The sequence below is a fragment of the Streptomyces populi genome (assembly GCF_002911015.1).
Taxonomy (GTDB): Bacteria; Actinomycetota; Actinomycetes; order Streptomycetales; family Streptomycetaceae; genus Streptomyces; species Streptomyces populi.
Window position 1 is genome coordinate 25,983 of record NZ_KZ626867.1, and the last position, 24,019, is coordinate 50,001.

The following is a 24,019-nucleotide window of genomic DNA, read 5'->3' on the forward strand; positions in this document are numbered from 1 at the left end:
ACACGTAGAGAACCCCGGCGACCGCGCGAACGGCCCCGGGGGGGTGGACGACTGGATGGAGTCGACGTGACTGACCATACGCATACCTCGCCCCGCCGCACAGACCAGACGCCGGCCACCGGATGGTGCGACTGGCACCGCGGCCCGTCCGGAACCGCCCGCCCCGTCGAGGGCGGCACCGCATGCGCACCGTGCCGGGAGCAGCGCCGCCTCACCCCGCTCCGCCGGGCGGTGCGGCCGTGAGTGCCCGGACCGTACAGCCGCTCGCGCCCGTGGAGTACCGGGCGCTCCTCGCCCACTGCTCGTCCTGCGACTCGTGCCGGACCGTCACCGGGCACGCCTGCCCGCGGGCCGGCGTGCTGCGCCGTCAGTGGCACGCTGCGGGCCGCCAGTTCATCCGCGAAAGGAGGCCGCGATGAGCAAGCCCTCGACCACTCCGCAGCCCGCCCGCAGCCGCATCTCCAACTACTGCTGGGCCGAGCACCCGGACGGCGGCCAGCACTGCACGCTGCCCGCCGGGCACGCCGGGACGCACTGGCACGCGTACAGCAAGAAGAGCTGGTAGACCGCCCGCCCCGCACCCCGTGATCCAAGGGGGCGGGCGGGACCAGGCCCCGGCCGGACGCCGATCCGGCCGGGGCCGTCATCATTTCGGGCCCACCTTGGATTCGAAGGCGATCTCGAACGTTCCGGAATCGCACCACAAAGCCGCAGGTCAGAGTGGGTTTTTCGGGATCCCGAAAGAACCTCATAGCAAGATTCTTTTAGTGGTGTCACAGACAGAGATTGGGGTTCCCGGAGCCCGTGCCTCCGCTGATGAGGAAGGACAACCGGGCGTCCAGCAGCGCTCTGAGCACCCGGTCCCCACCGGGCGGCACCGTGCCCGCCGTCACCAGCTCGTCGAGGGTGAACGCGCGCGGCCGTACGACACGCAGGGAGAGGCAGGTGGAACCGACGGCGACCGGCGGCAGCACCGCGTGCAGACGTGTTCCGTCCGGCAGCCTGGCGTCCACCCAGGGGCGGGCGTCGTCGAGTCTCCTGCCGGCCACCGCGGCGAGACGCTGCGCGAGGCGTCGTACGGCTGCCGTGTCCGGGAAGGACACGGAGGTCAGTTCCAGACCGCCGCCGCGGTCCACCCAGACCCGGTCGGGCGCCGACACGAGCACGTCGGTCACCGACGGGTCGGCGAGCAGCGGTTCCAGAGGACCGCTGCCGACCAGTTCGGAGCGCAGACGCTCGGCCGTGCCGAGGACCTCGGCGTCTCCGAGCACCCGCCCCTGCTCGCGCAGCGCCTGTGCCACACGCGCGGGGGTGGGTTCGGATCCACTCTCGGCCAGCCATTGCCGCACGCCGTCCAGCAGTCCCACGCCTCGGTCCGGGCCGCTCCCGGTTCCGTACCGAGCCTCCGCTACCCCCGGCACGGAGACTGCGGGTCCGCCCCATGTCTCCGTCCGCCCGGAGCGGTACTGCCGGGTCCCGTCCCGCGCCGCGGCACGACCGGACAGGTGAAGCCCGGGTCCGTCCCGCGCCTCCGTCCGCCTTGGCGAGCGGCTCTCGTACGGGTCCCGGGGTCCGGGTCGCGTCCGGCCGTCGATTCCCGCGCCGCGGCCCGTGTCTCGGTTCGCGTCCCAGCTCATACGCCCCCTCCTTCGACCGGAACCCGCTCCCAGAAGGCCGTGCAGAACCGGGCCAGAGGCCCCTTCGCCGCGCTCCCGGGCGGCGGCCCGCCGTCCGGCGGGAAGGACTCCGTCGGCAGTTCGCCCACCAGGGGCAGGTCGAGCAGACGGGCGACCTCGCGGTCGTCGAGACCCGGCGCGCAGGGGCCGCGGACCACGATCCGTAGATCGCGCAGGACCATGCCGGCTGCGGACGCCACCCGCCCGGCCGCCGCGACGGAGCGCAGGTCGGCGGGCACCACCAGCAGTCCCATGTCGAGCTGGGCGAGGATCTCGGCGACACCTTCGTCGATGCGGCGGGGCAGGTCGACGACCACCACACCACCGCGCCGCCTGGCGGCGGCCAGCACCGCGCGCACCGCTTGCGGGGGAACGGTGACCGCGTCGCTCCGGTCCCAGCTCAGAACGCGCAGGGCGTGCAGTTCCGGAAGGGACTCCTCCAGGGCGCCGCCGCCGACCCTGCCACGGGATGCCGCGAACGCCGGCCAGCGCAGTCCCTCGGCCGCCTCCCCGCCCAGGAGTACGTCGAGTCCGCCTCCGAGAGGGTCCGCGTCCACGAGCAGGGTGCGCTTCCCCTCGCGCGCCGAGGTGACGGCGAGCGCGCAGGCGAGCGTGGAGGCGCCGGCCCCGCCGCGGCCGCCGAGCACGCCGACGGTGAGAGCGGGCCGGCCGACTCCTTCGGCCACGTCGGCGATGCGGTCGACGAGCCATTGCTCGCCGTCCGGCAGCACCAGGACATGATCGGCGCCGATCTCGACGGCACGCCGCCAGATTCCGGGATCGTCCTGGTCCCGGCCGACCAGCACCACTCCCCTTCTCCTCAGGGCGCCCCGCACGCGTCGTGCCGCGTCGTCGCCGACCAGGACGAGAGGCGCCGCCTCCCAGCTGGCCCTGTGTTCCGGAATCCCGTGATGGACCTCGGGCCGTGCGCCCGCCGCCGCGCACAGGCGCAACAGGTCGTCGAGGAGGTCGACGTCCTCGGTGACGATCAATGGCCCGCCCTGCCGCCCCTCGGCGGTGGGCGGCCGGTCGTGGGTGATGGCTCCCGCCACGATCTCCAGCCCCCTTCGCTGCTTCTTGCGCGGGGCCCTCCAGGGCCCCTTGATTCCCGCTCGTGTGAGGACCCGGCAAGCGGCCTCCATATGAGCGGCCGATACGAACCGGTCAAACGCGTCCGACAAACGGAACCGGCCATGAACTGGCCGCGAACGGAGCGCGTGAGAATCACGGTGCAGCGATCCCGGAAATCGTGTGGATCTTGGTCGAAAACTGTGGACAACTCGGCGGCTGTGAATATCGCCTTCACGCCTACCGGTGAACACTCAACGACTTCCGCAGAGCATCCCGACGGCTACACACAGTGACGAGGCGCGAGTGCGCAAGGAGGGCGGAATCAACCGCGCCGGGAGGGCTTGGGGGTCGCACGGAAGGGGAAAAACCCGTCCGGACATGCGACGACCCCCGCCGGGGGGGAGAGCGGGGGTCGTCCCCACGGCCGACTCGGGGGGGGAGGAGTCGGACCGGGTTAGCACGGTCGCGAACGATCCGTGACTTCCATGGTGTACCCGAGAGCCTTCTCAGGCAAACCCACACGCCTCACCTTACGCCGAATGGTGGGCCCTATGCTCAACCTCGTGGAAAACCACTCCTTGCCTCGTACAGCGGCCTTCTTCGACCTGGACAAGACGGTCATTGCGAAGTCGAGCACGCTCACCTTCAGCAAGTCGTTCTACCAAGGCGGACTGATCAACCGCAGGGCGGCCTTGCGCACCGCATACATCCAGTTCGTGTTCCTGGCGGGCGGCGCCGACCACGACCAGATGGAACGGATGCGCAAGTACCTGTCCTCGATGTGCCGCGGCTGGAACGTCCAGCAGGTCAAGGAGATCGTCGCCGAGACGCTGCACGACCTCATCGACCCGATCATCTACGACGAGGCCGCGTCGCTCATCGAACAGCACCACAGGGCCGGCCGGGACGTCGTGATCGTGTCCACGTCCGGCGCCGAGGTCGTCGAGCCGATCGGCGAGCTGCTCGGCGCCGACCGCGTCGTGGCGACCCGCATGGTCGTCGGCGAGGACGGCTGCTTCACCGGGGAGGTGGAGTACTACGCCTACGGACCGACGAAGGCCGAGGCGATCAAGGAGCTGGCCGCGTCCGAGGGGTACGACCTGGCCCGCTGCTACGCCTACAGCGACTCGGCGACCGATCTGCCGATGCTGGAGTCCGTCGGGCACCCGCACGCGGTGAATCCGGACCGCACGCTGCGCCGCGAGGCGGTCACCCGCTCGTGGCCCATCCTGGACTTCCACCGCCCGGTCCGGCTGAAGCAGCGACTGCCCGGCCTGTCCGTACCTCCCCGCCCCGCCCTCGTCGCCGCGGCCGCGATAGGAGCGGCGGCGGCCACGGCGGGACTCGTCTGGTACGCCAGCCGGCGTCGCGCGACGGCGGTGTGAGCCGTCACGCGCGCGTGACGACCCCATTGAAGTCCACTTCTCACCGTTTTGAACCTAAAAGTAAAGAAGTACGGTCAGGGGTTTCGCTTCCTCGGGACCTGGAGTACAAAGGGTTTAACGGCCCGCGAGACCAAGGACATCCGAGAGGATCACCTTCAAACGCATTCAGGCCCCACGGACCGAGCATGGACATCGAGCACCCACGCGACGTCGACCCGTCGATTACGGGCCAGCCGCACCAGGTGGCGGGCAGAAGTTCCCGACCTGATGGGCAACACTTCGAGGACGCTTGGTAACCCGGTGAACATGCCAGCGGCGGTACGAGAACTCGTACCGCCGCAACCCTTTTCCGGGCGTCCCGCACCTTTTACGCGGCGCCCCGCTGCAGCGCCTCGCAGACCGCCGCGGACTCCCTGGCGCCCAGCTCGACGGCCCGGCCGCAGTGCGCGATCCAGGCGGCCATGCCGTCCGGGGTGCCGGAGACGTACCCGTCCAGCGCCGCGAGATAGGCCGCCCGGCCGAGTTCCGCGTGGCCGACCTCCGCCGGACAGATGGACTTCGGGTCGAGACCGCTGCCGATCAGGACGATGCGCTCGGCGGCGCGCGCGACCAGCCCGTTATGGGAGGCGAAGGGCCGCAGCGCGATGAGTTCGCCGTGGACGACGGCCGCCGTGACCAGGGCCGGGGCGGAACCGCCCGCGATGATCAGCTGGGACAGTCCTTCGAGCCGGCCGGCGACCTCGTCCGCGTCCGGCAGCGGCAGTTCCACCAGGGGCTCGTCCGCCTCCTCCCCGGCACGCCTCGGCCGGCCCACCGCGTCGCCCCGGTCGGCCGCGGCCACCAGGTGGAGCCGGGCCAGGACGCGCAGGGGCGACTGCCGCCAGATGGACAGGAGCTGGCCCGCCTCGGCGGTCAGCCGCAGGGCGGCGCCGATCGTGCGGTCCTCCTCCTGCGCGCTGAAGTCGGTGCGTCGGCGCACCTCTTCGAGGGCCCAGTCGGCACCGGACAGCGCCGCGGAACCACGGGCCCCGCGCAGCGCGGCCTCTGACGTGATCTCGTTGCTGCGGCGGCGCATGATCCGGTGTCCGTAGACCCGGTCCACGGCCTTGCGCACGGACTCCACGGAATCGGCCACCCCGGGAAGTGAACCGAGGGCCGCGAGCGGATCGGCGGTCGCACCTGTCGTACTCATGAGTACGACATTACGCACCCCTGGCTCGCACCCCACGATGGAGTGGTCTTCTTCACGCGGCGCGAGCACGTGGAGCGACCATCGCACTACTCTTGGTGAACATGAAAATTGCTTTCGTCGGGAAGGGCGGCAGTGGCAAGACCACTCTGTCGTCGCTCTTCATCCGCCACCTCGCCGCCGCGGGGGCACCTGTCGTCGCCGTGGACGCCGACATCAACCAGCACCTGGGGGCCGCGCTCGGACTCGAGGAGACGGAGGCCGCGGCACTCCCCGCCATGGGCGAGCGGCTGCCCCTCATCAAGGACTACCTGCGCGGCTCCAACCCGCGCATCGCGTCCGCCGAGACGATGATCAAGACGACCCCGCCCGGGGCGGGTTCCCGGCTGCTGCGGGTCGACGAGACCAATCCGGTGTACGACGCCTGCGCCCGGCCGGTGGAACTCGACGGCGGCGTCGTCCGTTTGATGGTCACCGGCCCGTTCACCGAGGCCGATGTGGGAGTGGCCTGCTACCACTCCAAGACCGGCGCGGTGGAACTCTGCCTGAACCACCTCGTCGACGGCCCGGGCGAGTACGTCGTCGTCGACATGACGGCGGGCTCCGACTCCTTCGCCTCCGGCCTGTTCACCCGCTTCGACATCACGTTCCTCGTCGCCGAACCGACCCGGAAGGGAGTGTCCGTCTACCGCCAGTACAAGGAGTACGCCCGCGACTTCGGCGTCACCCTGAAGGTCGTCGGCAACAAGGTGCAGAACCAGGACGACATCGACTTCCTGCGAGCGGAGGCCGGTGACGACCTCCTGGTCACGGTCGGGCACTCGGACTGGGTGCGCGCCATGGAGAAGGGCCGCCCGCCCCGGTTCGAGGCCCTGGAAGAGACCAACCGGCGCTCGCTGCACACCTTGCGGGCCGCCGCCGACGCCACGTACGGGCTGCGCGACCGGGAGCGGTACACGCGTCAGATGGTGCAGTTCCACCTGAAGAACGCCGTCGGCTGGGGCAACGCCAGGACCGGGACCGACCTCGCCGAGCAGGTCGACCCCGGTTTCGTGCTCGGCGAAAACCCCCTGGCCACCGCGTGAGCGGCCGCCCGGCACGAAGCGCTGCCACGGGTTGAGCCGCAGGACGGCCGCGAACACCACGACGGCCTGAGCGACAGGACCGCCCGGGGCACCGCTAGGGCTTGACCGCCGGCGCCCCGGGGACGCCCTTCGGGGCCGGAGCCGGGCGGCGGGCGAGGAAGGACGCCCAGCCCCGCTTCGGCACCTCGCCCACCTGGAGGCCGCGCAGTTTGCCGAGGGTGGCCGGGTCCTGGGCGTCGAGCCAGTCGGCCAGCTGCCGGAAGGAGACACAACGCACCTCGGCCCTGGTGCAGACGCGTTCGACGACCTCGTCGACGGCACGCATGTAGGTGCCGCCGTTCCACGACTCGAAGTGGTTGCCGATGATCAACGGCGCCCGGTTGCCTTCGTAGGCACGGTCGAAGCCCCCCAGCAGTCCGTCACGCATCTGGTCGCCCCAGAGCTTCCACTTGCCCGGATCGCCCTGGGTCCGCGTGCCCGACTGGCCGACCATGAAGTTGTAGTCCATGGTGAGCTGTTCGTAGGAGTGCCCCGGGAAGGGAACGAGCTGCATCGACAAATCCCACAGCCCCTCCTTCTTCCCGGGCCAGACCTGGTGGCCGACGCCACTGGTGTCGTAGCGGAAACCCAGCTCACGGGCCGCCTTCATGAAGTTCTCCCGGCCCTCCAGACAGGGGGTGCGGGCGCCGATGAGTTCCTTGTCGTAGTCGAAGGGCAGCGAAGCCGCTCCTTTCAGGCCCGAGTTGGTCCTCCAGGACTTCACGAACGACTTCGCCTGGGCGATCTCGCTCTTCCAGTCCGCGACCGACCACTGGCCGACCCCGGCCTCCGCACCGCAGAAGTGACCGTTGAAGTGCGTGCCGATCTCGTCGCCCTCCAGCCACGCACCGCGCAACTGCTCCACGGTGTCCGCGATGCCCCGCTCGTCGTTGAAGCCGATCTCCGAGCTGCCGGGTGAGTGCTGCGGCGGCCGGTACAGGTCGCGTTTGTCCTCCGGCAGCATGTACACGCCGCTCAGGAAGTACGTCATCGTCGCCTTGTTGGCCCTGGAGAGCTTCCGGAAGTGGGAGAAGAGCTTCTGGCCGTCCTCGCCCGCACCGTCCCAGGAGAAGACGACGAACTGCGGCGGCCGCTGTCCGGGCTTCAGCCGTTCGGGTCGCGGCAGATGCGGCTGCGCCCCGGTGTACGAGGTGGAACCGTCGCCGATCGGACGGACCGCCGCCCCGGGCGCCGGGGCCCCCGCGGCCTTCTTCGCGCCACGCGCGCCTTCCGGGGAAGTCGTGGTACCCCCTGCGCAACCGGCGAGCGCCGTGGCGCAGGCCGCGGCGAACGCCACACCCGTGGCGGTCCTCTGGGTGGCGGCCATCTTCCGCCCTCCTTCTCCTCGGTCGGGCAGCGCCGGTCGGGGTGCCGACGCTGCTGCGCACCGGCGGCGCCGCCAAGGTTTCACGGGACCGAGAAGAAATAAGTATGACAAGCCGACCAAAGGCCTATTTCACTCCAGAGAGTGAATCAATGCCCCATTCGCCCCTATTTTCGACATTGGCCCTTTACTCTGCATTACGATCCATTTACCGAACGTTGAAAATCCCGCCGCTGCACGCCGTGACCCACGGCCGCGACCCGCCCCCCGCCGCTTCGGACGGGGGATCACCTGTTCCGCGACCGCGCTGCCCCGGAGGAGACGGGAACCATGTCTGCCTGCGTCCCCACCCGCGCCGCCGACCCGACTCGGCCCGCGCAGATCCACCAGCCCCACAGCCCCCCACCGCCACCGCCCCGGCGCTTCCGCGTCGCGGGCGCCGACCTGTCCGCCTCGATCGCGGTCTTCCTGATCGCCCTCCCCCTGTCCCTCGGCATCGCCCTCGCCACCGGCGCGCCGCTCCAGGCCGGCCTTGTCGCCGCCGCCGCCGGCGGACTGGTCGTGGGACGGCTCGGCGGCTCGCCGCTCCAGGTGAGCGGGCCCGCCGCCGGGCTCACCCTCGTCACCGCCGAACTCATCCAGCACTACGGCTGGCGCGCGACCTGCGCAATCACCATGCTCGCGGGAATCGCCCAGCTGGGCCTCGGCTGCCTGCGCGTGGCCCGTACGGCCCTGGCCGTCAGCCCCGCCATCGTGCACGGCATGCTCGCCGGAATCGGGGTGACCATCGCCGTCGCCCAACTGCACATCGTGCTGGGCGGCACCCCGCAGAGCTCCGTCCTGGACAACCTCGTCGCGCTGCCGGACCAGGTGGCTCGTACGCACCCAGCCGCGCTGTCGATGAGCGTGCTGACCTTGGCGCTGCTGTTCGCCTGGCCGCGCCTTCCCGGACGGGCCGGGCAGGTGCTGCGCAAGGTCCCCGCCGCGCTGATCGCCGTCGCCGGAGCCACCCTGGCCGCCTCCGTCGCGGGACTGACACTGCCCCGCGTCGAACTGCCGTCCTGGAGCAGCCACGCGCTGGCCGGGCTGCCCGAGGGCCCGGTGCTCGGCGTCGTCGCCGCCGTCCTCACCGTGACGCTGGTGTGCAGCGTGCAGTCGCTCCTCGGGGCCGTCGCGGTGGACAAGCTGGTGAGCGGCCGTCCGGAACTCCAGGGCCGCGTGGGCCGTTCCCGCCTCGACCGGGAGCTGCTCGGGCAGGGCGCCGCCAATGTCGTCTCCGGCGCGCTCGGCGGACTGCCCGTCGCCGGGGTCGCGGTGCGAAGTTCCGCGAATGTGCAAGCGGGCGCCGTCAGCCGGAACTCCACGATCCTGCACGGCGTTTTCGTAGTGATCGCCGCGCTGCTGATGGTCCCGATCCTGGAGCTGATCCCCCTCGCATCGCTCGCCGCCCTGGTGATGGCCGTCGGCATCCAGATGGTGTCCCTGCTCCACATCCGCACGGTCACCCGCCACCGCGAGGCGCTGGTGTACGCCGTCACCACGCTCGGCGTCGTGTTCCTCGGAGTTCTCGAGGGCGTGGCCCTGGGGATCTCCGTGGCCGTCGGTGTCGCCCTGCACCGCCTCAGCCGCACCCGCATCACACACGAAGAGAGGGAAGGAGTCCATCACGTACATGTGAGAGGCCAGTTGACGTTCCTGGCGGTGCCCCGGCTCAGCCGCACCCTGCATCTCGTGCCCCGAGGGGCGGACGTCGTCGTGCAGTTGGACGGCTCGTTCATGGACCACGCGGCGTACGAGTCGCTGCAGGACTGGCAGAGCACCCATGTCGCCCAAGGAGGCACGGTCGATCTCGGCGGGCGGAGCGGAACGCGGATCGCCGAGCCCGCGGACTCCGGACACTGCCGCTGTCGGCCCTGGACACCCTGGCGGAACCACCAGTGCGACACCGCCGCCGAACCGGGATCCCAGCCCTCGGACGCGCCTTCGGACGGACAGGAGGAGAAGGAGACCGGCGAGGCCAGACCGAGCGGACATCAGCTGGCGCGCGGGATCAGCGCGTTCCAGCGCAACACCGCACCCCTGGTGCGCGACGAGCTGGCCCGGCTGGCCAGGGAAGGGCAACGGCCGTCCCAGCTGTTCCTGACCTGTGCCGACTCCCGGCTCGTCACCTCGATGATCACATCCAGTGGTCCGGGCGACCTCTTCGTCGTACGGAACGTGGGCAACCTCGTGCCGCTCCCCGGAGAGGAGAGCGGGGACGACTCGGTGGCCGCGGCCATCGAGTACGCGGTGGACGTGCTGAAGGTGCGGTCCATCACGGTGTGCGGGCACTCCGGGTGCGGGGCCATGCAGGCCCTGCTGGCCTCCGAGCCCGGAGGGACACTCACACCGCTCAAGCGGTGGCTGCGGCACGGGCAGCCGAGCCTGGACCGGATGGCCGCGGACGACAGGCCGTGGGCGCGGATCGCCGGACGGGCACCCGCCGACGCGGTGGAGCAACTCTGCCTGAGCAACGTGGTGCAGCAGTTGGAGCACCTGCGCGCGCATGAGTCCGTGGCACGGGCCCTGCGGGAGGGCGTGCTCGAACTGCAAGGGATGTACTTCCACGTGGGGGAGGCCCAGGCGTATCTGCTGGCCGATGTCGACGGGACCGAGCTGTTCGATCACGTGGACCCGTTCGATCACGCAGGCGCGGCGGAGGGGTCACGACATCCGGCGTGATCGGGCGGTGGTGCGCGGCCCCGGTCGACGGGGCCGCGCACCACGAACGACCTCCGCCGCCGGCGCTCCGGTGCCGGCCACCGGGCGAGACGTCGCCCCGCCCGGTCGCGCGACGGAACGCCGGGGGATCGCGGCACCGGGCGGGGAGGCACGGGACAGGGGGTGGGGCAAGGGCTACGGGGGGAAAGCGGCTGATCGGGGTGGGGCGGGGGTCCGGGAAACCGGGGTGGCACGTCTCCCGGGGCCTCCCCGTGGACGCGGGCGGGGCGAACCCGAAATATGAACCCGGTGGGCGGTACGTACGTGTCCCCAGGGGGCAGACTCGTGCGGACCCGTGTGGTCTCGCGGAGGACGGCGGGGCCGTACCGCGGGGCGAGGACGTACCGCGCGGGCCGAGGGCCCGGTTCAACGACACAGGACAGGTCTAAACCAATTCCGGATCGGCCCTTGTCACCGGGCTCCCGGTCTGATGAGCTGTGGCCTGGGACACAACGGACACCCTGGGAAAGGGAGATGTCGTGAGCAACGAAAGCCTGGCCAACCTGCTGAAGGAAGAGCGCAGGTTCGCGCCGCCCGCCGACCTGGCGGCGAACGCCAATGTCACCGCGGAGGCGTATGAGCAGGCCAAGGCTGACAGGCTCGGCTTCTGGGCCGAGCAGGCCCGTCGGCTGACCTGGGCCACCGAGCCGACCGAGACACTGGACTGGTCTAACCCGCCGTTCGCGAAGTGGTTCGCCGACGGAAAGCTGAACGTCGCGTACAACTGCGTGGACCGGCACGTCGAGGCCGGGAACGGTGACCGCGTCGCCATCCACTTCGAGGGTGAGCCGGGCGACAGCCGGGCCATCACCTATGCCGAGCTCAAGGACGAGGTGTCGAAGGCCGCCAACGCCCTCACCGAGCTGGGCATCGGCAAGGGCGACCGGGTCGCCGTCTACCTGCCGATGATCCCCGAGGCCGTCGTCTCGATGCTCGCGTGCGCCCGTATCGGCGCCGCGCACTCGGTGGTCTTCGGCGGGTTCTCCGCCGACGCGATCGCCACCCGCATCCAGGACGCCGACGCCAAGCTGGTCATCACCGCCGACGGCGGTTACCGGCGCGGGAAGCCGTCCGCGCTCAAGCCCGCCGTCGACGAGGCGGTCGGCCGGGTCGACGGCGTCGACAAGGTGCTGGTGGTGCGCCGCACCGGCGAGGACGTCGCCTGGACCGAGGGCCGCGACGTGTGGTGGCACGACGTCGTCGGACGGCAGTCGGCCGAGCACACGCCGGAGGCGTTCGACGCCGAGCACCCTCTGTTCATCCTCTACACCTCCGGGACCACCGGGAAGCCCAAGGGCATCCTGCACACCTCGGGCGGCTACCTCACGCAGGCCTCGTACACCCACCACGCCGTCTTCGACCTCAAGCCGGAGACCGACGTGTACTGGTGCACGGCCGACATCGGCTGGGTCACCGGGCACTCGTACATCACGTACGGCCCGCTCTCGAACGGCGCGACGCAGGTGATGTACGAGGGGACCCCGGACACCCCGCACCAGGGCCGGTTCTGGGAGATCGTGCAGAAGTACGGGGTGACGATCCTGTACACGGCGCCCACGGCCATCCGCACGTTCATGAAGTGGGGCGACGACATCCCCGCGAAGTTCGACCTGTCCTCGCTGCGGGTGCTCGGGTCGGTCGGGGAGCCGATCAACCCCGAGGCGTGGATCTGGTACCGCAAGCACATCGGCGGGGACCGTACGCCGATCGTCGACACCTGGTGGCAGACCGAGACCGGCGCGATGATGATCTCGCCGCTGCCCGGGGTCACCGAGACGAAGCCGGGCTCGGCACAGCGTGCGCTGCCCGGTATCTCGGCCACGGTCGTCGACGACGAGGCGAACGAGGTGCCCGACGGCGGTGGCGGCTACCTCGTGCTGACCGAGCCGTGGCCGTCCATGCTCCGCACGATCTGGGGTGACGACCAGCGGTTCCTCGACACGTACTGGTCCCGCTTCGAAGGCAAGTACTTCGCCGGTGACGGGGCCAAGAAGGACGACGACGGTGACGTCTGGCTGCTCGGGCGCGTCGACGACGTGATGCTCGTGTCCGGGCACAACATCTCGACGACCGAGGTCGAGTCGGCCCTCGTCTCCCACCCGGCGGTCGCCGAGGCGGCCGTCGTGGGTGCGGCGGACGAGACCACCGGACAGGCGATCGTCGCGTTCGTCATCCTGCGCGGGACGGCTTCCGCCGAGGACGCCGGGCTGGTGGCGGAGCTGCGCAACCACGTGGGCACCACGCTCGGCCCCATCGCCAAGCCGAAGCGGGTCCTGCCGGTGGCCGAGCTGCCGAAGACCCGGTCCGGGAAGATCATGCGCCGACTGCTGCGGGACGTGGCCGAGAACCGTGAACTCGGAGACGTCACGACGCTGACCGACAGCACGGTCATGGATCTGATCCAGGCGAAGCTGCCGGCCGCGCCCAGCGAGGACTGAGGCGGGCTCACCCCGCCGGCCCGGCCCTGAGGGGTGGGGGAGCACGCTCACGTTGCTCCCGCACCCCTCAGGCGTTCCCGCACATCTCTTCGCGGCCCCGCACCCCTCAGGCGTTCCCTCAGCCCCCTTCACGGTCCCGCACCCCTCTCCGCCCCCGCTCGGCCCTCGCCCCTCTCCCCAGCCCCCGCTCGGCCTCCGCTCTTCCGGCTCGCACCGGGCACCCCTGCGAAGCATCCGCACCCGCACCCACACCCGCACCCTCATCCGCGACGACCGCGCGGCCCGATCCGCCGGCGGCCGAAGCCGCGGCGCCCCATCGGCCCGTCGGCCCGACCAGCAGGCCCCCCGCCCGGTTCGGTCGTAACGTGAAGATCCCCACCGAGCCGGCCGCACCGTGGGTAAGGTGAGCAAAGCGTCAAAGTCGCGACAAGATCGTTCATGGTGTGCCGGGAAGTCTGGTCGGCGAATGCTCCGTCCTGCCTGCTCGACCGGAGGTCTTCCCCATGGCCGCGCCCCCCGGCACCACCCCTCGCAAGTTCCTCGGCCTGATGTCCCTGCCGGAGCGGAACTTCGTGGCGGACGCGCTGCGCACCGAGACCGTGGGCGGAGTGCTCCTGCTGATCGCCGCGGTCGCGGCGCTGATCTGGGCGAACGCCCTGCCGCACAGCTACGAGACCGTCTCCCACTACCACTTCGGACCGGCCGCCCTCGGGCTCGACCTGTCCGTGGAGCACTGGGCGGCCGACGGACTGCTCGCCATCTTCTTCTTCGTCGCCGGCATCGAGCTGAAGCGCGAGCTGGTGGCCGGGGACCTGCGGGACCCGAAGGCCGCGGTGCTGCCCGTGGCCGCCGCGGTCTGCGGCATGGCCGTTCCCGCGGTCGTCTACGTCCTGACCAACGTGTCCGGCGGCGGCTCGCTCGAAGGATGGGCCGTCCCCACCGCCACCGACATCGCCTTCGCGCTCGCAGTGCTCGCCGTCATCGGGACGTCGTTGCCGTCCGCCCTGCGCGCCTTCCTCCTCACCCTCGCCGTGGTCGACGACCTGTTCGCGATCCTGATCATCGCGGTGTTCTTCACGTCCTCCATCAATCTCGCGGCGCTCGGCGGTTCCCTCCTCGGCCTCGGCCTCTTCTGGCTGCTGCTGCGCAAGGAAGTACGCGGCTGGTACGTGTACGTCCCGCTCGCGCTGGTCATCTGGGCCCTGATGTACAACAGCGGCATCCACGCCACCATCGCCGGTGTCGCCATGGGCCTGATGCTGCGCTGCCACCAGCGCGAAGGCGAGGAGCACTCCCCCGGCGAGCACATCGAGCATCTGGTGCGCCCGGTGTCGGCGGGGCTCGCCGTGCCGCTTTTCGCCCTGTTCAGTGCCGGTGTCGTGGTCTCCGGCGGCGCGATCCACGATGTGTTCACCCGGCCCGAGACGCTCGGCGTGGTGCTCGGACTCGTCGTCGGCAAGGCGGTCGGCATCTTCGGCGGTACCTGGCTGACGGCCCGGTTCACCAGGGCCTCGCTCAGCGACGACCTGGAATGGGCCGACGTCGTCGCCGTCTCCACCCTCGCCGGCATCGGCTTCACCGTCTCCCTGCTCATCGGCGAGCTCGCCTACGAAGGCAATGCGATCCTCACCGAGGAGACCAAGGCGGCCGTCCTGATCGGCTCGTTCATCGCGGCGGTGCTCGCCACGGCGCTGCTGAAGATACGCAACTCCAAGTACCGCTCGCTGTGCGAGGCCGAGGAGCGCGACGACGACCTCGACGGCATCCCCGACATCTACGAGAAGGACAAGCCCGCGTACCACCTGCGCATGGCCGCGATCTATGAACGAAAGGCCGCGGAACACCGCAGGCTTGGCGAAGTGGCGGGTGGGGCAAGCGAGGGGGACGACGGTCCGGCATGATCTGACAGGACCGTACAAACACATGCAGAAGAGGGAGATCGCGATGAGCGCACCCGACGGGACCCCGGTCGGTGCCGAACGCAGTATCGGCCAGTTGGTCGCCGCGGCGACGACCGAGATGTCCGCGCTGGTGCACGACGAGATCGCGCTGGCGAAGGCGCAGCTCAAGCAGGACGTCAAGCGCGGTGCGGTCAGCGGCGGCGCGTTCTCGGCGGCCGGAGCGGTCCTGGTCTTCTCCCTGCCGATGCTCAATTTCGCCCTCGCGTACGGCATCCGGACCTGGAGCAACTGGAATCTCGCGATCTGCTTCCTGCTGTCGTTCGCGGCGAACGTGCTGGTCGCGGCCGTGCTCGCGCTGATCGGCACGGTCTTCGCGAAGAAGGCGAAGAAGAGCAAGGGCCCGCAGAAGGTCGCGGCCTCCATGAAGGAGACGGCGGGCGTTCTGCAGAACGCCAAGCCGCACCCCCGGCCCGAACCGGTCGAGGACGCCGTCGAGGCTGTGGCACGCTCATCCTCATGACGGACCCCGCCACACCTTCGGCGCAACCCACCTCGGTCGTACGGATCGACCTTCCCGGCGACCGCAAGGTCACGCACCGCGACGTGGCCGCCAACGGCGCGCGCTTCCACATCGCCGAGCTCGGCGACGGGCCGCTCGTCCTGCTGCTGCACGGCTTCCCGCAGTTCTGGTGGGCCTGGCGGCACCAGCTCGTCGCGCTCGCCGACGCCGGGTTCCGGGCCGTCGCCATGGACCTGCGGGGCGTCGGGGGCAGCGACCGCACCCCGCGCGGCTACGACCCCGCCAACCTCGCGCTCGACATCACCGGGGTCGTACGTTCCCTCGGCGAGCCCGACGCCGCCCTGGTCGGACACGACCTCGGCGGCTATCTGGCGTGGACGGCGGCCGCCATGCGGCCCAAGCTCGTCCGCCGGCTCGCGGTGTCGTCCATGCCGCATCCGCGGCGCTGGCGTTCCGCGATGCTCTCCGACGTCAGGCAGACGACGGCGGGCTCGTACGTATGGGGGTTCCAGCGCCCCTGGATCCCGGAGCGCCAACTCCTCGCCGACGACGCCGCTCTGGTGGGCCGTCTGGTGAGCGACTGGTCGGGACCCCGGCAGCCGGACGAGGAGACCCTGGAGACGTACCGCCGGGCCATGCGCATCCCCTCGACCGCGCACTGCTCCATCGAGCCGTACCGCTGGATGGTGCGGTCCATGGCGCGCCCGGACGGCATCCAGTTCAACCGGCGCATGAAGCGGCCGGTGCGGGTGCCGACACTGCATCTGCACGGTTCGCTCGATCCGGTGATGCGGACACGGAGTGCGGCGGGCTCCGGGGAGTACGTCGAGGCGCCGTACCGCTGGCGGCTGTTCGACGGGCTCGGCCACTTCCCGCACGAGGAGGATCCGGTCGCCTTCTCCACCGAACTGATCAACTGGCTGAAGGATCCGGAACCCGATCGGTGACACCTCGGTCACCCGCGCGTGACCGTCCGGACGCACCCGGTGCCGCGTCCGGAACGCGGACCGTGAACACCTGTCCTACGAAAGGCCAATTGCCCGGCGCATAGGCCAATTGAGGGGCCGGGGCGAGGTTATCGACCTTGGGGCAGGGGCAGACGTCGGGGTATGGGCTGGACGCACGACTACAGTGACGCAGCACGCAATCGCCGCTCGGCCGCAGGTCCGAGCTCCCACCGAGGGGGCGAACCGCAGCTGACGGGCACGGATCCCCGCGTGGGGATTCCGCGCATTCTGCGGCGCCGGGCCCGCTGGGTCTCCGTGCGGCTGCGCCATCCACGCGGCTGAGACCCGCGGCTGAGGCCTTGCGGTCGAGGCCTTGCGGTCGAGGCCCCGCCCACCGGTCAGAGCGCGCAGCTGTCGCTGTCCACCTGCTGGTCGGCCGTACGCCCCTTGGCGATGTCCTGCCGGACCTCGTCCGCGGTGAGCGCGTAGCCGGTCTCGGCGTCGTCGAGCGACTTCGCGAAGACCACGCCGTACACCTTGCCCTCGGGTGTCAGCAGCGGTCCGCCGGAGTTGCCCTGACGCACCGTCGCGTACAGCGAGTAGACATCGCGGCGCACCGTCTTGCGGTGGTAGATGTCCGGGCCGTTGGCCGTGATGCGGCCCCGCACGCGCGCGGGCTGGACGTTGTACGAGCCGTTCTGCGGGAACCCGGCGACGATCGCGCTGTCACCGCTGCTCGCGTCCCCGGTGCTGAACCGCAGCGCGGGCGCCTTCAGGTTCGGCACGTCGAGTACGGCGATGTCGCGCTCCCAGTCGTAGAGGACGACCGTGGCGTCGTACTTCTTGCCCCGGCCGCCTATCTGGACGGTGGGTTCGTCGACTCCGCCGACCACGTGCGCGTTGGTCATCACACGGCGGTCGCTGAAGACGAAACCGGTGCCCTCGAGGACCTTGCCGCAACTCTGGGCGGTGCCCATGACCTTGACGATGGAGTTCTGCGAGCGGGTGGCGACGGGGCTGGCGGCGAGCTGGGGATCGGGCGGCTGGACCTCTGTGATGGGCTCGTTGGCGAACGGGCTGAAGACCTGCGGGAAGCCGTTCTGCGCGAGGACCGAGGAGAAGTCGGCGAACCAGGTGTTGGCCTGGCTGGGAAGCGCGCGCGAAACCCCCAGCAGCACCTTGGAGTTGCGGACCTCCTTGCCGAGCGTCGGGAGCGTCGTGCCGGCGAGGGCGGAGCCGATCAGCCAGGCGACGAGCAGCATCGCCACGACGTTCACGAGGGCGCCGCCGGTCGCGTCCAGGGCTCTGGCCGGGGACCAGGTGATGTACCGACGGAGCTTGTTGCCGAGGTGTGTGGTGAGCGCCTGGCCGACGGAGGCGCAGACGATGACGACGACCACGGCGACGACGGCGGCGGTCGTGCTCACCTTGCTGTCGTCGGTCGTCCAGCTCCAGACGACCGGGAGCAGATAGACGGCGACGAGGCCGCCGCCCAGGAAACCGATCACCGACAGGATGCCGACGACGAAGCCCTGGCGGTAGCCAACGATCGCGAACCACACGGCGGCGACCAGCAACAGGATGTCCAGCACATTCACGAAGGTCACCTTGTCACGCGCGCCAGTCGAGCGGGACCTGCTTCTCGCGGTCCCACGGGCGCTCCCAGCCCGCGAAATGCAGGATCTTGTCGATCACCCCGGCCGTGAAACCCCAGACCAGGGCCGATTCGACCAGAAATGCCGGGCCTCGGTGACCGCTGGGGTGCACGGTGGTCGCGCGGTTGGCGGGGTCCGTGAGATCCACCACGGGGACGGTGAAGACCCGGGCCGTCTCGCCCGGGTCGACGACGCCGACCGGCGTCGGGCGGCGCCACCAGCCGAGGACCGGGGTCACCACGAAACGGCTGACCGGGATGTACAGCTTGGGCAGGACGCCGAAGAGCTGGACGCCGCTCGGGTCGAGACCGGTCTCCTCCTCGGCCTCGCGCAGGGCGGCGTTCAGCGGCCCGTCGGCCGTCGGGTCGCCGTCCTCGGGGTCGAGGGCGCCGCCCGGGAAGGAGGGCTGTCCGGCGTGCGATCTGAGGGTGCCCGCCCTCTCCATGAGCAGCAGCTCGGGACCGCGCGGGCCCTCGCCGAAGAGGATGAGCACCGCGGACTGGCGGCCCGCGCCGTTGGCCGGCGGCAGGAAGCGGCTCAGCTGGAGGGGTTCCACGGTCTCCGCGACCCGCGCGACCGGCCCCAGCCACCCGGGCAGACCGTCCTTGCTGAGCATCGGCCCGCCCTGCGTGTTGCTCGCGTCCTGTGTGCCGCCTGCGTGCTTCATCGCCACCCCCGTTCTGCTGTTCCCAACGCCCGCCGAGGCCGTGTTCGTTCCGTCATCCGGCGCCCAGCGGGGGTGCGGGCCTGCCGCCCGCGTCCAGGTAGGACTGCGGAGGGTTGAGCCGCTGTCCGGGGAAGCCGCCCTTCTCGTACTTCAGGAGCTTCTCCGCCTTCTCGGGGTCGGTCTCGCCCTCCCCGTACGCCGGGCAGAGCGGGGCGATGGGGCAGGCGCCGCAAGCCGGCTTGCGGGCGTGACAGATGCGGCGGCCGTGGAAGATCACGTGGTGCGACAGCATGGTCCACTCGCTCTTCGGGAAGAGTCCGCCGACGGCCGTCTCGATCTTGTCCGGGTCGGTCTCCGCGGTCCACCTCCAGCGTCGCACGAGCCGCTGGAAGTGGGTGTCGACGGTGATCCCGGGCCGCCCGAAGGCGTTGCCGAGCACGACGAAGGCGGTCTTGCGGCCCACCCCGGGCAGTTTCACGAGGTCTTCGAGACGGCCGGGCACCTCGCCCCCGAAGTCGTCCCGCAGGACCCTGGAGAGTCCTATGACGGATTTGGTCTTGGCCCGGAAGAACCCGGTCGGGCGCAGGATCTCCTCGACCTCCTCCGGGTCGGCCGCGGCGAGGTCCTCGGGGGTCGGGTACCTGGCGAAGAGCGCCGGCGTCGTCTGGTTCACCCGCAGGTCGGTGGTCTGGGCGGACAGGACCGTGGCGACGACGAGCTGGAAGGGGTTCTCGAAGTCCAGCTCCGGGTGGGCGTACGGGTACACCTCGGCGAGTTCGCGGTTGATGCGGCGGGCCCGGCGGACGAGGGCGGTGTGCGACTCGTCGCGCGGCGGTGCGGCGGCGGGCCGCACGGGCGCCGCCTTCGCGGAGACCGCCTCACCGGACGCCGCCTTCTTGGAAGCCGCCTTCCTGGGAGCCGCCTTCACCGGAGCGGCCTTCCCGGCGGCGGTTCCCCCGGCGGCCGCCTTCTTGGAGGCCGCCCCTGCCGCCTTCCCGGCGGCCGTTCTCGCGGGTGTCACCTTCTTGGCGGTCCGAGGGGCGGCCTTCTTCGCGCTCTTCGCGCTCTTCCCGCCGGCCGACGCCGACGCCCCCGCGGACGCGGCCTCGGGCCCCGTCTTCCGCACCGCCTTCACCGGTGTCGCTTCTGTCTCTTCTGTCGTCTCTTTGGTTCCGTCGGGGGCCTGTTCACCCACAGCGGAATCGTGGTCTGCGGCCACCCGCCCAGCCCCCTTGGCCTGTGCTCTCACCGGCGTTTTGGACACCCGGCCAGCCTAAAGCCCGGCACCGGCATCCGCCCCGGACCCCGAAGATCGGCCCCCAATTGGCCCCCTGCCGCACTGGTTGGGACGTCAGTGCGGCAGACTTGTGACTGATCACACTGTTTGGACCGTCCGGCAAGATGGGGAACACGGTCCCCTGGTACCAAGGGGGAGCAAGATCCCCTGAGCAGGCCGACAAGGAGAGAACTCGTGGACGACGTTCTGCGGCGCGCCCCGCTCTTCGCGGCGCTCGATGACGAGCAGGCCGCGGAGCTCCGCGCCTCCATGAGTGAGGTGACCCTCGCGCGAGGCGACGCCCTCTTCCATGAGGGCGACCCCGGCGACCGCCTCTATGTGGTCACCGAGGGCAAGGTGAAGCTCCACCGCACCTCCCCCGACGGGCGCGAGAACATGCTGGCCGTCCTCGGCCCCGGTGAGCTGATCGGCGAACTGTCGCTGTTCGACCCGGGCCCGCGCACGGCGACCGCCACCGCGCTCACCGAGGTCAAGCTGCTCGGCCTCGGCCACGGCGATCTCCAGCCGTGGCTGAACGCGCGGCCCGAGGTGGCCGCCGCCCTGCTGCGCGCCGTCGCCCGGCGCCTGCGCAAGACCAACGACCAGATGTCCGACCTGGTCTTCTCCGACGTGCCCGGCCGTGTCGCGCGCGCCCTGCTCGACCTGTCGCGCCGCTTCGGCGTGCAGTCCGAAGAGGGCATCCACGTCGTGCACGACCTCACGCAGGAGGAGCTGGCCCAGCTGGTCGGCGCCTCCCGCGAGACCGTCAACAAGGCGCTCGCCGACTTCGCGGGCCGCGGCTGGCTCCGCCTGGAGGCCCGCGCGGTGATCCTCCTGGACGTGGAGAGGCTCGCCAAGCGCTCGCGCTGACGTTTCCGTCCGTACGCCGACGGGGTCCCGCCTCCTTCCGAGGCGGGACCCCGTCGGCGTGTCCCCCGGACCGGCCGCGGGCGCGGCCGTCCGAGCCGACCGCGCGGCCGTAAATGATCTGCGCCGCGGCAGCCCTTCCCGGCACAGTGGGCGCATGGCCGCACAGAGGCACCGCAGAGGACTCGACGCCCGGGGGTACATCGAGCGCGAGGGATCACTCGCGCTCGTCCCGCACGCCTTCCGGCCCGTCGTCGTGGCGGCCCGTGAGCGCCTCCAGGACGTCTTCGGGGCCCGGCTGGACGGCGCGTACCTCTACGGCTCGATCCCGCGCGGTACCGCGCGCGTGGGACGCTCCGACCTCGACCTGCTGCTGTCCCTGCGGGACGAGCCGACCGGCACGGACCGCGCCGACGCCCGCGCGCTCGAAGCGGCGCTCGACGAGGAGTTCACCGAGATCGACGGAGTGGGAACGCTCCTGTTCAGCCGTGCGCGGCTGCTGAGCGACCTGGAGACCCACGACCTCGGCTGGTTCGTCGCCTGCCTCTGCACCCCGCTCCTGGGCGAGGACCTGGCCGAACGGCTGCCGCGCTACCGCCCCGACGCGCTGCTGGCCCGCGAGACGAACGGCGACCTCGCCCTGCTCCTGCCGCGCTGGCGCGAACGAATCGCCGCGGCCGCGGACAGTGACGAGGCCAGGCGCCCGCTGGTCCGCTCGATGTCCCGGCACCTCGTCCGCACCGGCTTCACGCTCGTCATGCCGCGCTGGAACGGCTGGACCAGCGACCTCGGGGAGATGGCCGGGGCGTTCGGCGCGTACTACCCGGAACGGGCCGCCGACATGCGCGGCGCGGCCGTACGCGGATACGAACCGACCGGCGACCCGGCCGTGCTCCACTCGTACGCGTACGAGCTGGGACCGTGGCTGGCCGGGGAGTACGCGCGCGTGCACGGCATCAAGACGCCCCGCCCCTGAAGACCCCTCCAAAGGCCCCGCAGGGCGCCACGACCCCGGACACGTGCCCTAGATGAGCCCGTGCTCCCGCAGATAGTCCATCTGCGCCCGCACCGACAGTTCGGCCGCGGGCCACAGCGACCGGTCCACGTCCGCGTAGACGCGGGCGACGACCTCCTGCGGCGACCGGAGGCCGTCCTCGACGGCGGTCTCGACCTGGGCGAGCCGGTGGGCACGGTGGGCGAGGTAGAACTCGACCGCGCCCTGCGCGTCGTCGAGGACCGGTCCGTGACCGGGCAGGACGGTGTGCACGCCGTCGTCGACCGTCAGCGAGCGGAGCCGGCGCAGGGAGTCGAGATAGTCGCCCAGGCGCCCGTCGGGATGGGCCACCACGGTCGTACCGCGGCCCAGGACGGTGTCCCCGGTCAGCACGGCCCGGTCGGCCGGGAGGTGGAAGCACAGCGAGTCGGCGGTGTGCCCGGGAGTCGACACGACGCGCAGTTCGAGCCCGCCGAGGCTGATCACGTCTCCCGCGGCCAGCCCCTCGTCCCCGAGCCGCAGCGCGGGGTCCAGGGCGCGCACGGCGGTCCCCGACAGTTCGGCGAAGCGCGACGCGCCCTCCGCATGATCGGGATGTCCGTGCGTGAGCAGGGTCAGCGCGACACGCTTCCCGGCCTTCTCGGCCGTGTCCAGGACATTGCGCAGATGCACGTCGTCCAGGGGGCCCGGGTCGATGACGACCGCGAGCTCGGAGTCCGGCTCGGACACGATCCACGTGTTCGTGCCGTCCAGGGTCATCGCGGACGCGTTGGGGGCGAGGACGTTCACCGCGCGCGCGGTGGCGGGACCGGAGAGGACCGTGCCCCGCGGCTGGCCGGGGAGGGCTGCTGCGTCGGTCATGCGGGGGCTCCGCCGGTCGGGATGTGCTTGGTGAACTCGTCGTGCCCGGGCCAGGAGAGGACGACCTCGCCGTCCTCCAGGCGCGCCTCGGCCAGAACGGGGGTCAGATCACGGTCGGCCGCGCCGGCGAGGGCGGCGGCGGAGCTCTCGTACTCCACGATCCCGCGCAGGGTCGCGATGGTGGGCGGCATCATCAGCAGCTCGCCCTTGTCGTATCCGGCCGCCGCGTCGGCCGGGCGGATCCACACCGTACGGTCGGCCTCCGTGGAGGCGTTCCGCGTGCGCTGGCCCTCCGGGAGGACGGCCACGAAGAACCACGTGTCGTAGCGGCGGGACTCGAACTCAGGGGTGATCCAGCGGGCCCAGGCTCCCAGCAGGTCCGAGCGGAGCACGAGCCCCCTGCGGTCGAGGAACTCGGCGAAGGACAGGTCCCTGGCGACCAGGGCCGCCCGGTCCGCCTCCCAGTCGTCCCCCGTGGTGTCTCCGACCACGCTGTCCGGGCTGGGGCCGGCGAGCAGGACGCCCGCCTCCTCGTACGTCTCCCGTACGGCCGCGCAGACGACGGCCTGGGCCGATGTCTCGTCCACGCCGAGCCGCCGAGCCCACCACGCGCGCGTGGGCCCCGCCCAGCGGATCTGGTGCTCGTCGTCACGCGGGTCCACGCCACCGCCCGGATAGGCGTACGCGCCTCCGGCGAAGGCCATGGAGGCGCGTCGGCGCAGCATGTGGACCACAGGGCCGGACCCGCTGTCCTTGACCAGCATCACCGTGGCGGCGCGCCGGGGCGCGACCGGCGTCAGCGTGCCCTCAGCGAGCGCCCGGATCCGCTCCGGCCACTCCGCCGGAAACCATTGCCCATTCCCCATGGCCGGAGGCTATCCCGAGCCGGGCGGATGTTCGAGACCTCACCGCCCCACAAGCCCTTTTCGCCCCTCCCGACCCGAACCCAGGAACTCCGCCCGCAGACCCCCGCCCCCGGACCACCGCTCCTCAAACACCGGAGGGGCCGGCTCTCCCCAGCCACGACGCACCCGCGGCCGGGATCCGACGGAAGAGGCCGTACCGGCACCCCGCTACCCGTCACCACGACGCACCCGCGGCCGGAATCCGACGGAAGAGGCCGTACCGGCACCCCGCTACCCGTCACGACGACACACCCGCGGCCGGAATCCGACGGAAGGGGCCGCACCGGCACCCCAATACCCGTCACCACGACACACCCGCGGCCGGGATCCGGCGTGAGGGGCCGTGCCGGTACATCGATGCCCGTCGCCACCGACGCTCACATCTCTGTCCGACGGCGACGGGCTGATGCACCGGCACGGCCCCGCCCCACCCACCGGACCGAAGCCGGAGCCGGGGCC

The 24,019-nt window shown here is 71.2% G+C and carries 19 protein-coding genes and 1 pseudogene; 11 read left to right on the top strand and 9 right to left on the bottom strand.

Annotated features, from left to right (window positions below):
- Positions 1-415 precede the first annotated feature (415 nt).
- The gene (locus CW362_RS43310; protein WP_162684102.1) at positions 416-565 is read left to right on the top strand and encodes a hypothetical protein; all 150 of its coding nucleotides are present in this window, start codon (positions 416-418) and stop codon (positions 563-565) included.
- A 217-nt stretch (positions 566-782) separates the two neighbouring features.
- Here CW362_RS43310 and CW362_RS16610 read toward each other — a convergent pair.
- Together CW362_RS16610 and ssd are read right to left on the bottom strand one after the other, a co-directional pair.
- Positions 783-1,637: pseudogene (locus tag CW362_RS16610) on the bottom strand (ATPase, T2SS/T4P/T4SS family); the annotation flags it as partial.
- Positions 1,634-2,728: a septum site-determining protein Ssd gene (gene ssd, locus CW362_RS16615; RefSeq protein WP_103550255.1), complete on the bottom strand. Its 1,095-nt coding sequence runs from the start codon at positions 2,726-2,728 to the stop codon at positions 1,634-1,636. The pseudogene CW362_RS16610 and the gene ssd, both read right to left, overlap by 4 nt.
- Before the next feature lie 570 nt (positions 2,729-3,298).
- On the opposite strand from ssd, the gene CW362_RS16620 reads away from it, so the two are divergent.
- Complete coding sequence (locus CW362_RS16620; protein ID WP_103550256.1) at positions 3,299-4,132, top strand: HAD family hydrolase; 834 nt, start codon at positions 3,299-3,301, stop codon at positions 4,130-4,132.
- Between the two features lie 367 nt (positions 4,133-4,499).
- Here CW362_RS16620 and CW362_RS16625 read toward each other — a convergent pair whose 3' ends face one another.
- Positions 4,500-5,324 (bottom strand): Fic family protein, encoded by an 825-nt coding sequence (locus tag CW362_RS16625; RefSeq protein WP_103550257.1) that lies wholly within the window; start codon positions 5,322-5,324, stop codon positions 4,500-4,502.
- 101 nt (positions 5,325-5,425) lie between these two features.
- Between CW362_RS16625 and CW362_RS16630 the strand changes: the two genes are divergently transcribed.
- Positions 5,426-6,406 carry an ATP-binding protein gene (locus tag CW362_RS16630; protein WP_103550299.1) on the top strand — a complete coding sequence of 327 codons (981 nt, stop codon included), beginning with the start codon at positions 5,426-5,428 and terminating at the stop codon, positions 6,404-6,406.
- 94 nt (positions 6,407-6,500) lie between these two features.
- Here the strand turns inward: CW362_RS16630 and CW362_RS16635 are convergent, their stop codons facing one another.
- Positions 6,501-7,772 (bottom strand): polysaccharide deacetylase family protein, encoded by a 1,272-nt coding sequence (locus tag CW362_RS16635; protein WP_103550258.1) that lies wholly within the window; start codon positions 7,770-7,772, stop codon positions 6,501-6,503.
- Between the two features lie 327 nt (positions 7,773-8,099).
- On the opposite strand from CW362_RS16635, the gene CW362_RS16640 reads away from it, so the two are divergent.
- The 6 genes from CW362_RS16640 to CW362_RS44500 all read left to right on the top strand — a co-directional run bounded on the left by CW362_RS16640 (position 8,100) and on the right by CW362_RS44500 (position 16,677).
- A complete protein-coding gene (locus CW362_RS16640) occupies positions 8,100-10,490 on the top strand; it encodes a SulP family inorganic anion transporter (RefSeq protein ID WP_103550259.1) in 2,391 nt (796 codons plus the stop codon).
- Positions 10,491-10,966: 476 nt separating this feature from the next.
- Complete coding sequence (gene acs, locus CW362_RS16645; RefSeq protein ID WP_103550260.1) at positions 10,967-12,967, top strand: acetate--CoA ligase; 2,001 nt, start codon at positions 10,967-10,969, stop codon at positions 12,965-12,967.
- Between the two features lie 503 nt (positions 12,968-13,470).
- Entirely contained in the window at positions 13,471-14,868 is a 1,398-nt protein-coding gene (gene nhaA, locus CW362_RS16650; protein WP_103550261.1) for a Na+/H+ antiporter NhaA, read from the top strand.
- A gap of 43 nt (positions 14,869-14,911) precedes the next feature.
- Positions 14,912-15,388 (top strand): phage holin family protein, encoded by a 477-nt coding sequence (locus tag CW362_RS16655; RefSeq protein WP_103550300.1) that lies wholly within the window; start codon positions 14,912-14,914, stop codon positions 15,386-15,388.
- Positions 15,385-16,335, top strand: a complete 951-nt coding sequence (locus CW362_RS16660) for an alpha/beta fold hydrolase (RefSeq protein ID WP_103550262.1) — start codon at positions 15,385-15,387, stop codon at positions 16,333-16,335. The genes CW362_RS16655 and CW362_RS16660 overlap by 4 nt, the downstream gene beginning before the upstream one ends.
- A 162-nt stretch (positions 16,336-16,497) precedes the next feature.
- Entirely contained in the window at positions 16,498-16,677 is a 180-nt protein-coding gene (locus CW362_RS44500) for a hypothetical protein (RefSeq protein WP_103550263.1), read from the top strand.
- A 56-nt stretch (positions 16,678-16,733) separates the two neighbouring features.
- On the opposite strand, the gene CW362_RS16670 is transcribed toward CW362_RS44500, so the two are convergent.
- From CW362_RS16670 to nth, 3 genes are read right to left on the bottom strand one after another with little or no spacing between them, the layout of a single operon-like run.
- The gene (locus tag CW362_RS16670) at positions 16,734-17,933 is read right to left on the bottom strand and encodes a MarP family serine protease (protein WP_103550301.1); all 1,200 of its coding nucleotides are present in this window, start codon (positions 17,931-17,933) and stop codon (positions 16,734-16,736) included.
- 13 nt (positions 17,934-17,946) lie between these two features.
- Positions 17,947-18,657 (bottom strand): NUDIX hydrolase, encoded by a 711-nt coding sequence (locus CW362_RS16675; RefSeq protein ID WP_103550264.1) that lies wholly within the window; start codon positions 18,655-18,657, stop codon positions 17,947-17,949.
- 52 nt (positions 18,658-18,709) lie between these two features.
- Entirely contained in the window at positions 18,710-19,792 is a 1,083-nt protein-coding gene (gene nth / locus CW362_RS16680; RefSeq protein ID WP_376450253.1) for an endonuclease III, read from the bottom strand.
- Positions 19,793-20,128: 336 nt separating this feature from the next.
- On the opposite strand from nth, the gene CW362_RS16685 reads away from it, so the two are divergent.
- Both CW362_RS16685 and CW362_RS16690 read left to right on the top strand, forming a co-directional pair.
- Entirely contained in the window at positions 20,129-20,803 is a 675-nt protein-coding gene (locus CW362_RS16685; RefSeq protein ID WP_006382668.1) for a Crp/Fnr family transcriptional regulator, read from the top strand.
- A 154-nt stretch (positions 20,804-20,957) separates the two neighbouring features.
- Positions 20,958-21,776, top strand: coding sequence for a nucleotidyltransferase (locus CW362_RS16690; protein WP_103550265.1), 819 nt, complete (start codon positions 20,958-20,960; stop codon positions 21,774-21,776).
- A gap of 48 nt (positions 21,777-21,824) precedes the next feature.
- On the opposite strand, the gene CW362_RS16695 is transcribed toward CW362_RS16690, so the two are convergent.
- Entirely contained in the window at positions 21,825-22,655 is an 831-nt protein-coding gene (locus tag CW362_RS16695) for an MBL fold metallo-hydrolase (protein WP_103550266.1), read from the bottom strand.
- Positions 22,652-23,521: an NUDIX hydrolase gene (locus CW362_RS16700; RefSeq protein ID WP_103550267.1), complete on the bottom strand. Its 870-nt coding sequence runs from the start codon at positions 23,519-23,521 to the stop codon at positions 22,652-22,654. The genes CW362_RS16695 and CW362_RS16700 overlap by 4 nt, the downstream gene beginning before the upstream one ends.
- Positions 23,522-24,019: the final 498 nt, after the last annotated feature.

Bases quoted from the DNA above. Each gene is read 5' to 3' on its own strand.
- CW362_RS43310 (WP_162684102.1), top strand. From the start codon at position 416: ATGAGCAAGCCCTCGACCACTCCGCAGCCCGCCCGCAGCCGCATCTCC.
- CW362_RS16620 (WP_103550256.1), top strand. From the start codon at position 3,299: ATGCTCAACCTCGTGGAAAACCACTCCTTGCCTCGTACAGCGGCCTTC.
- CW362_RS16625 (WP_103550257.1), bottom strand. From the start codon at position 5,324: ATGAGTACGACAGGTGCGACCGCCGATCCGCTCGCGGCCCTCGGTTCA.
- CW362_RS16630 (WP_103550299.1), top strand. From the start codon at position 5,426: ATGAAAATTGCTTTCGTCGGGAAGGGCGGCAGTGGCAAGACCACTCTG.
- CW362_RS16635 (WP_103550258.1), bottom strand. From the start codon at position 7,772: ATGGCCGCCACCCAGAGGACCGCCACGGGTGTGGCGTTCGCCGCGGCC.
- CW362_RS16640 (WP_103550259.1), top strand. From the start codon at position 8,100: ATGTCTGCCTGCGTCCCCACCCGCGCCGCCGACCCGACTCGGCCCGCG.
- nhaA (WP_103550261.1), top strand. From the start codon at position 13,471: ATGGCCGCGCCCCCCGGCACCACCCCTCGCAAGTTCCTCGGCCTGATG.
- CW362_RS16655 (WP_103550300.1), top strand. From the start codon at position 14,912: ATGAGCGCACCCGACGGGACCCCGGTCGGTGCCGAACGCAGTATCGGC.
- CW362_RS16660 (WP_103550262.1), top strand. From the start codon at position 15,385: ATGACGGACCCCGCCACACCTTCGGCGCAACCCACCTCGGTCGTACGG.
- CW362_RS44500 (WP_103550263.1), top strand. From the start codon at position 16,498: ATGGGCTGGACGCACGACTACAGTGACGCAGCACGCAATCGCCGCTCG.
- CW362_RS16675 (WP_103550264.1), bottom strand. From the start codon at position 18,657: ATGAAGCACGCAGGCGGCACACAGGACGCGAGCAACACGCAGGGCGGG.
- CW362_RS16690 (WP_103550265.1), top strand. From the start codon at position 20,958: ATGGCCGCACAGAGGCACCGCAGAGGACTCGACGCCCGGGGGTACATC.
- CW362_RS16695 (WP_103550266.1), bottom strand. From the start codon at position 22,655: ATGACCGACGCAGCAGCCCTCCCCGGCCAGCCGCGGGGCACGGTCCTC.
- CW362_RS16700 (WP_103550267.1), bottom strand. From the start codon at position 23,521: ATGGGGAATGGGCAATGGTTTCCGGCGGAGTGGCCGGAGCGGATCCGG.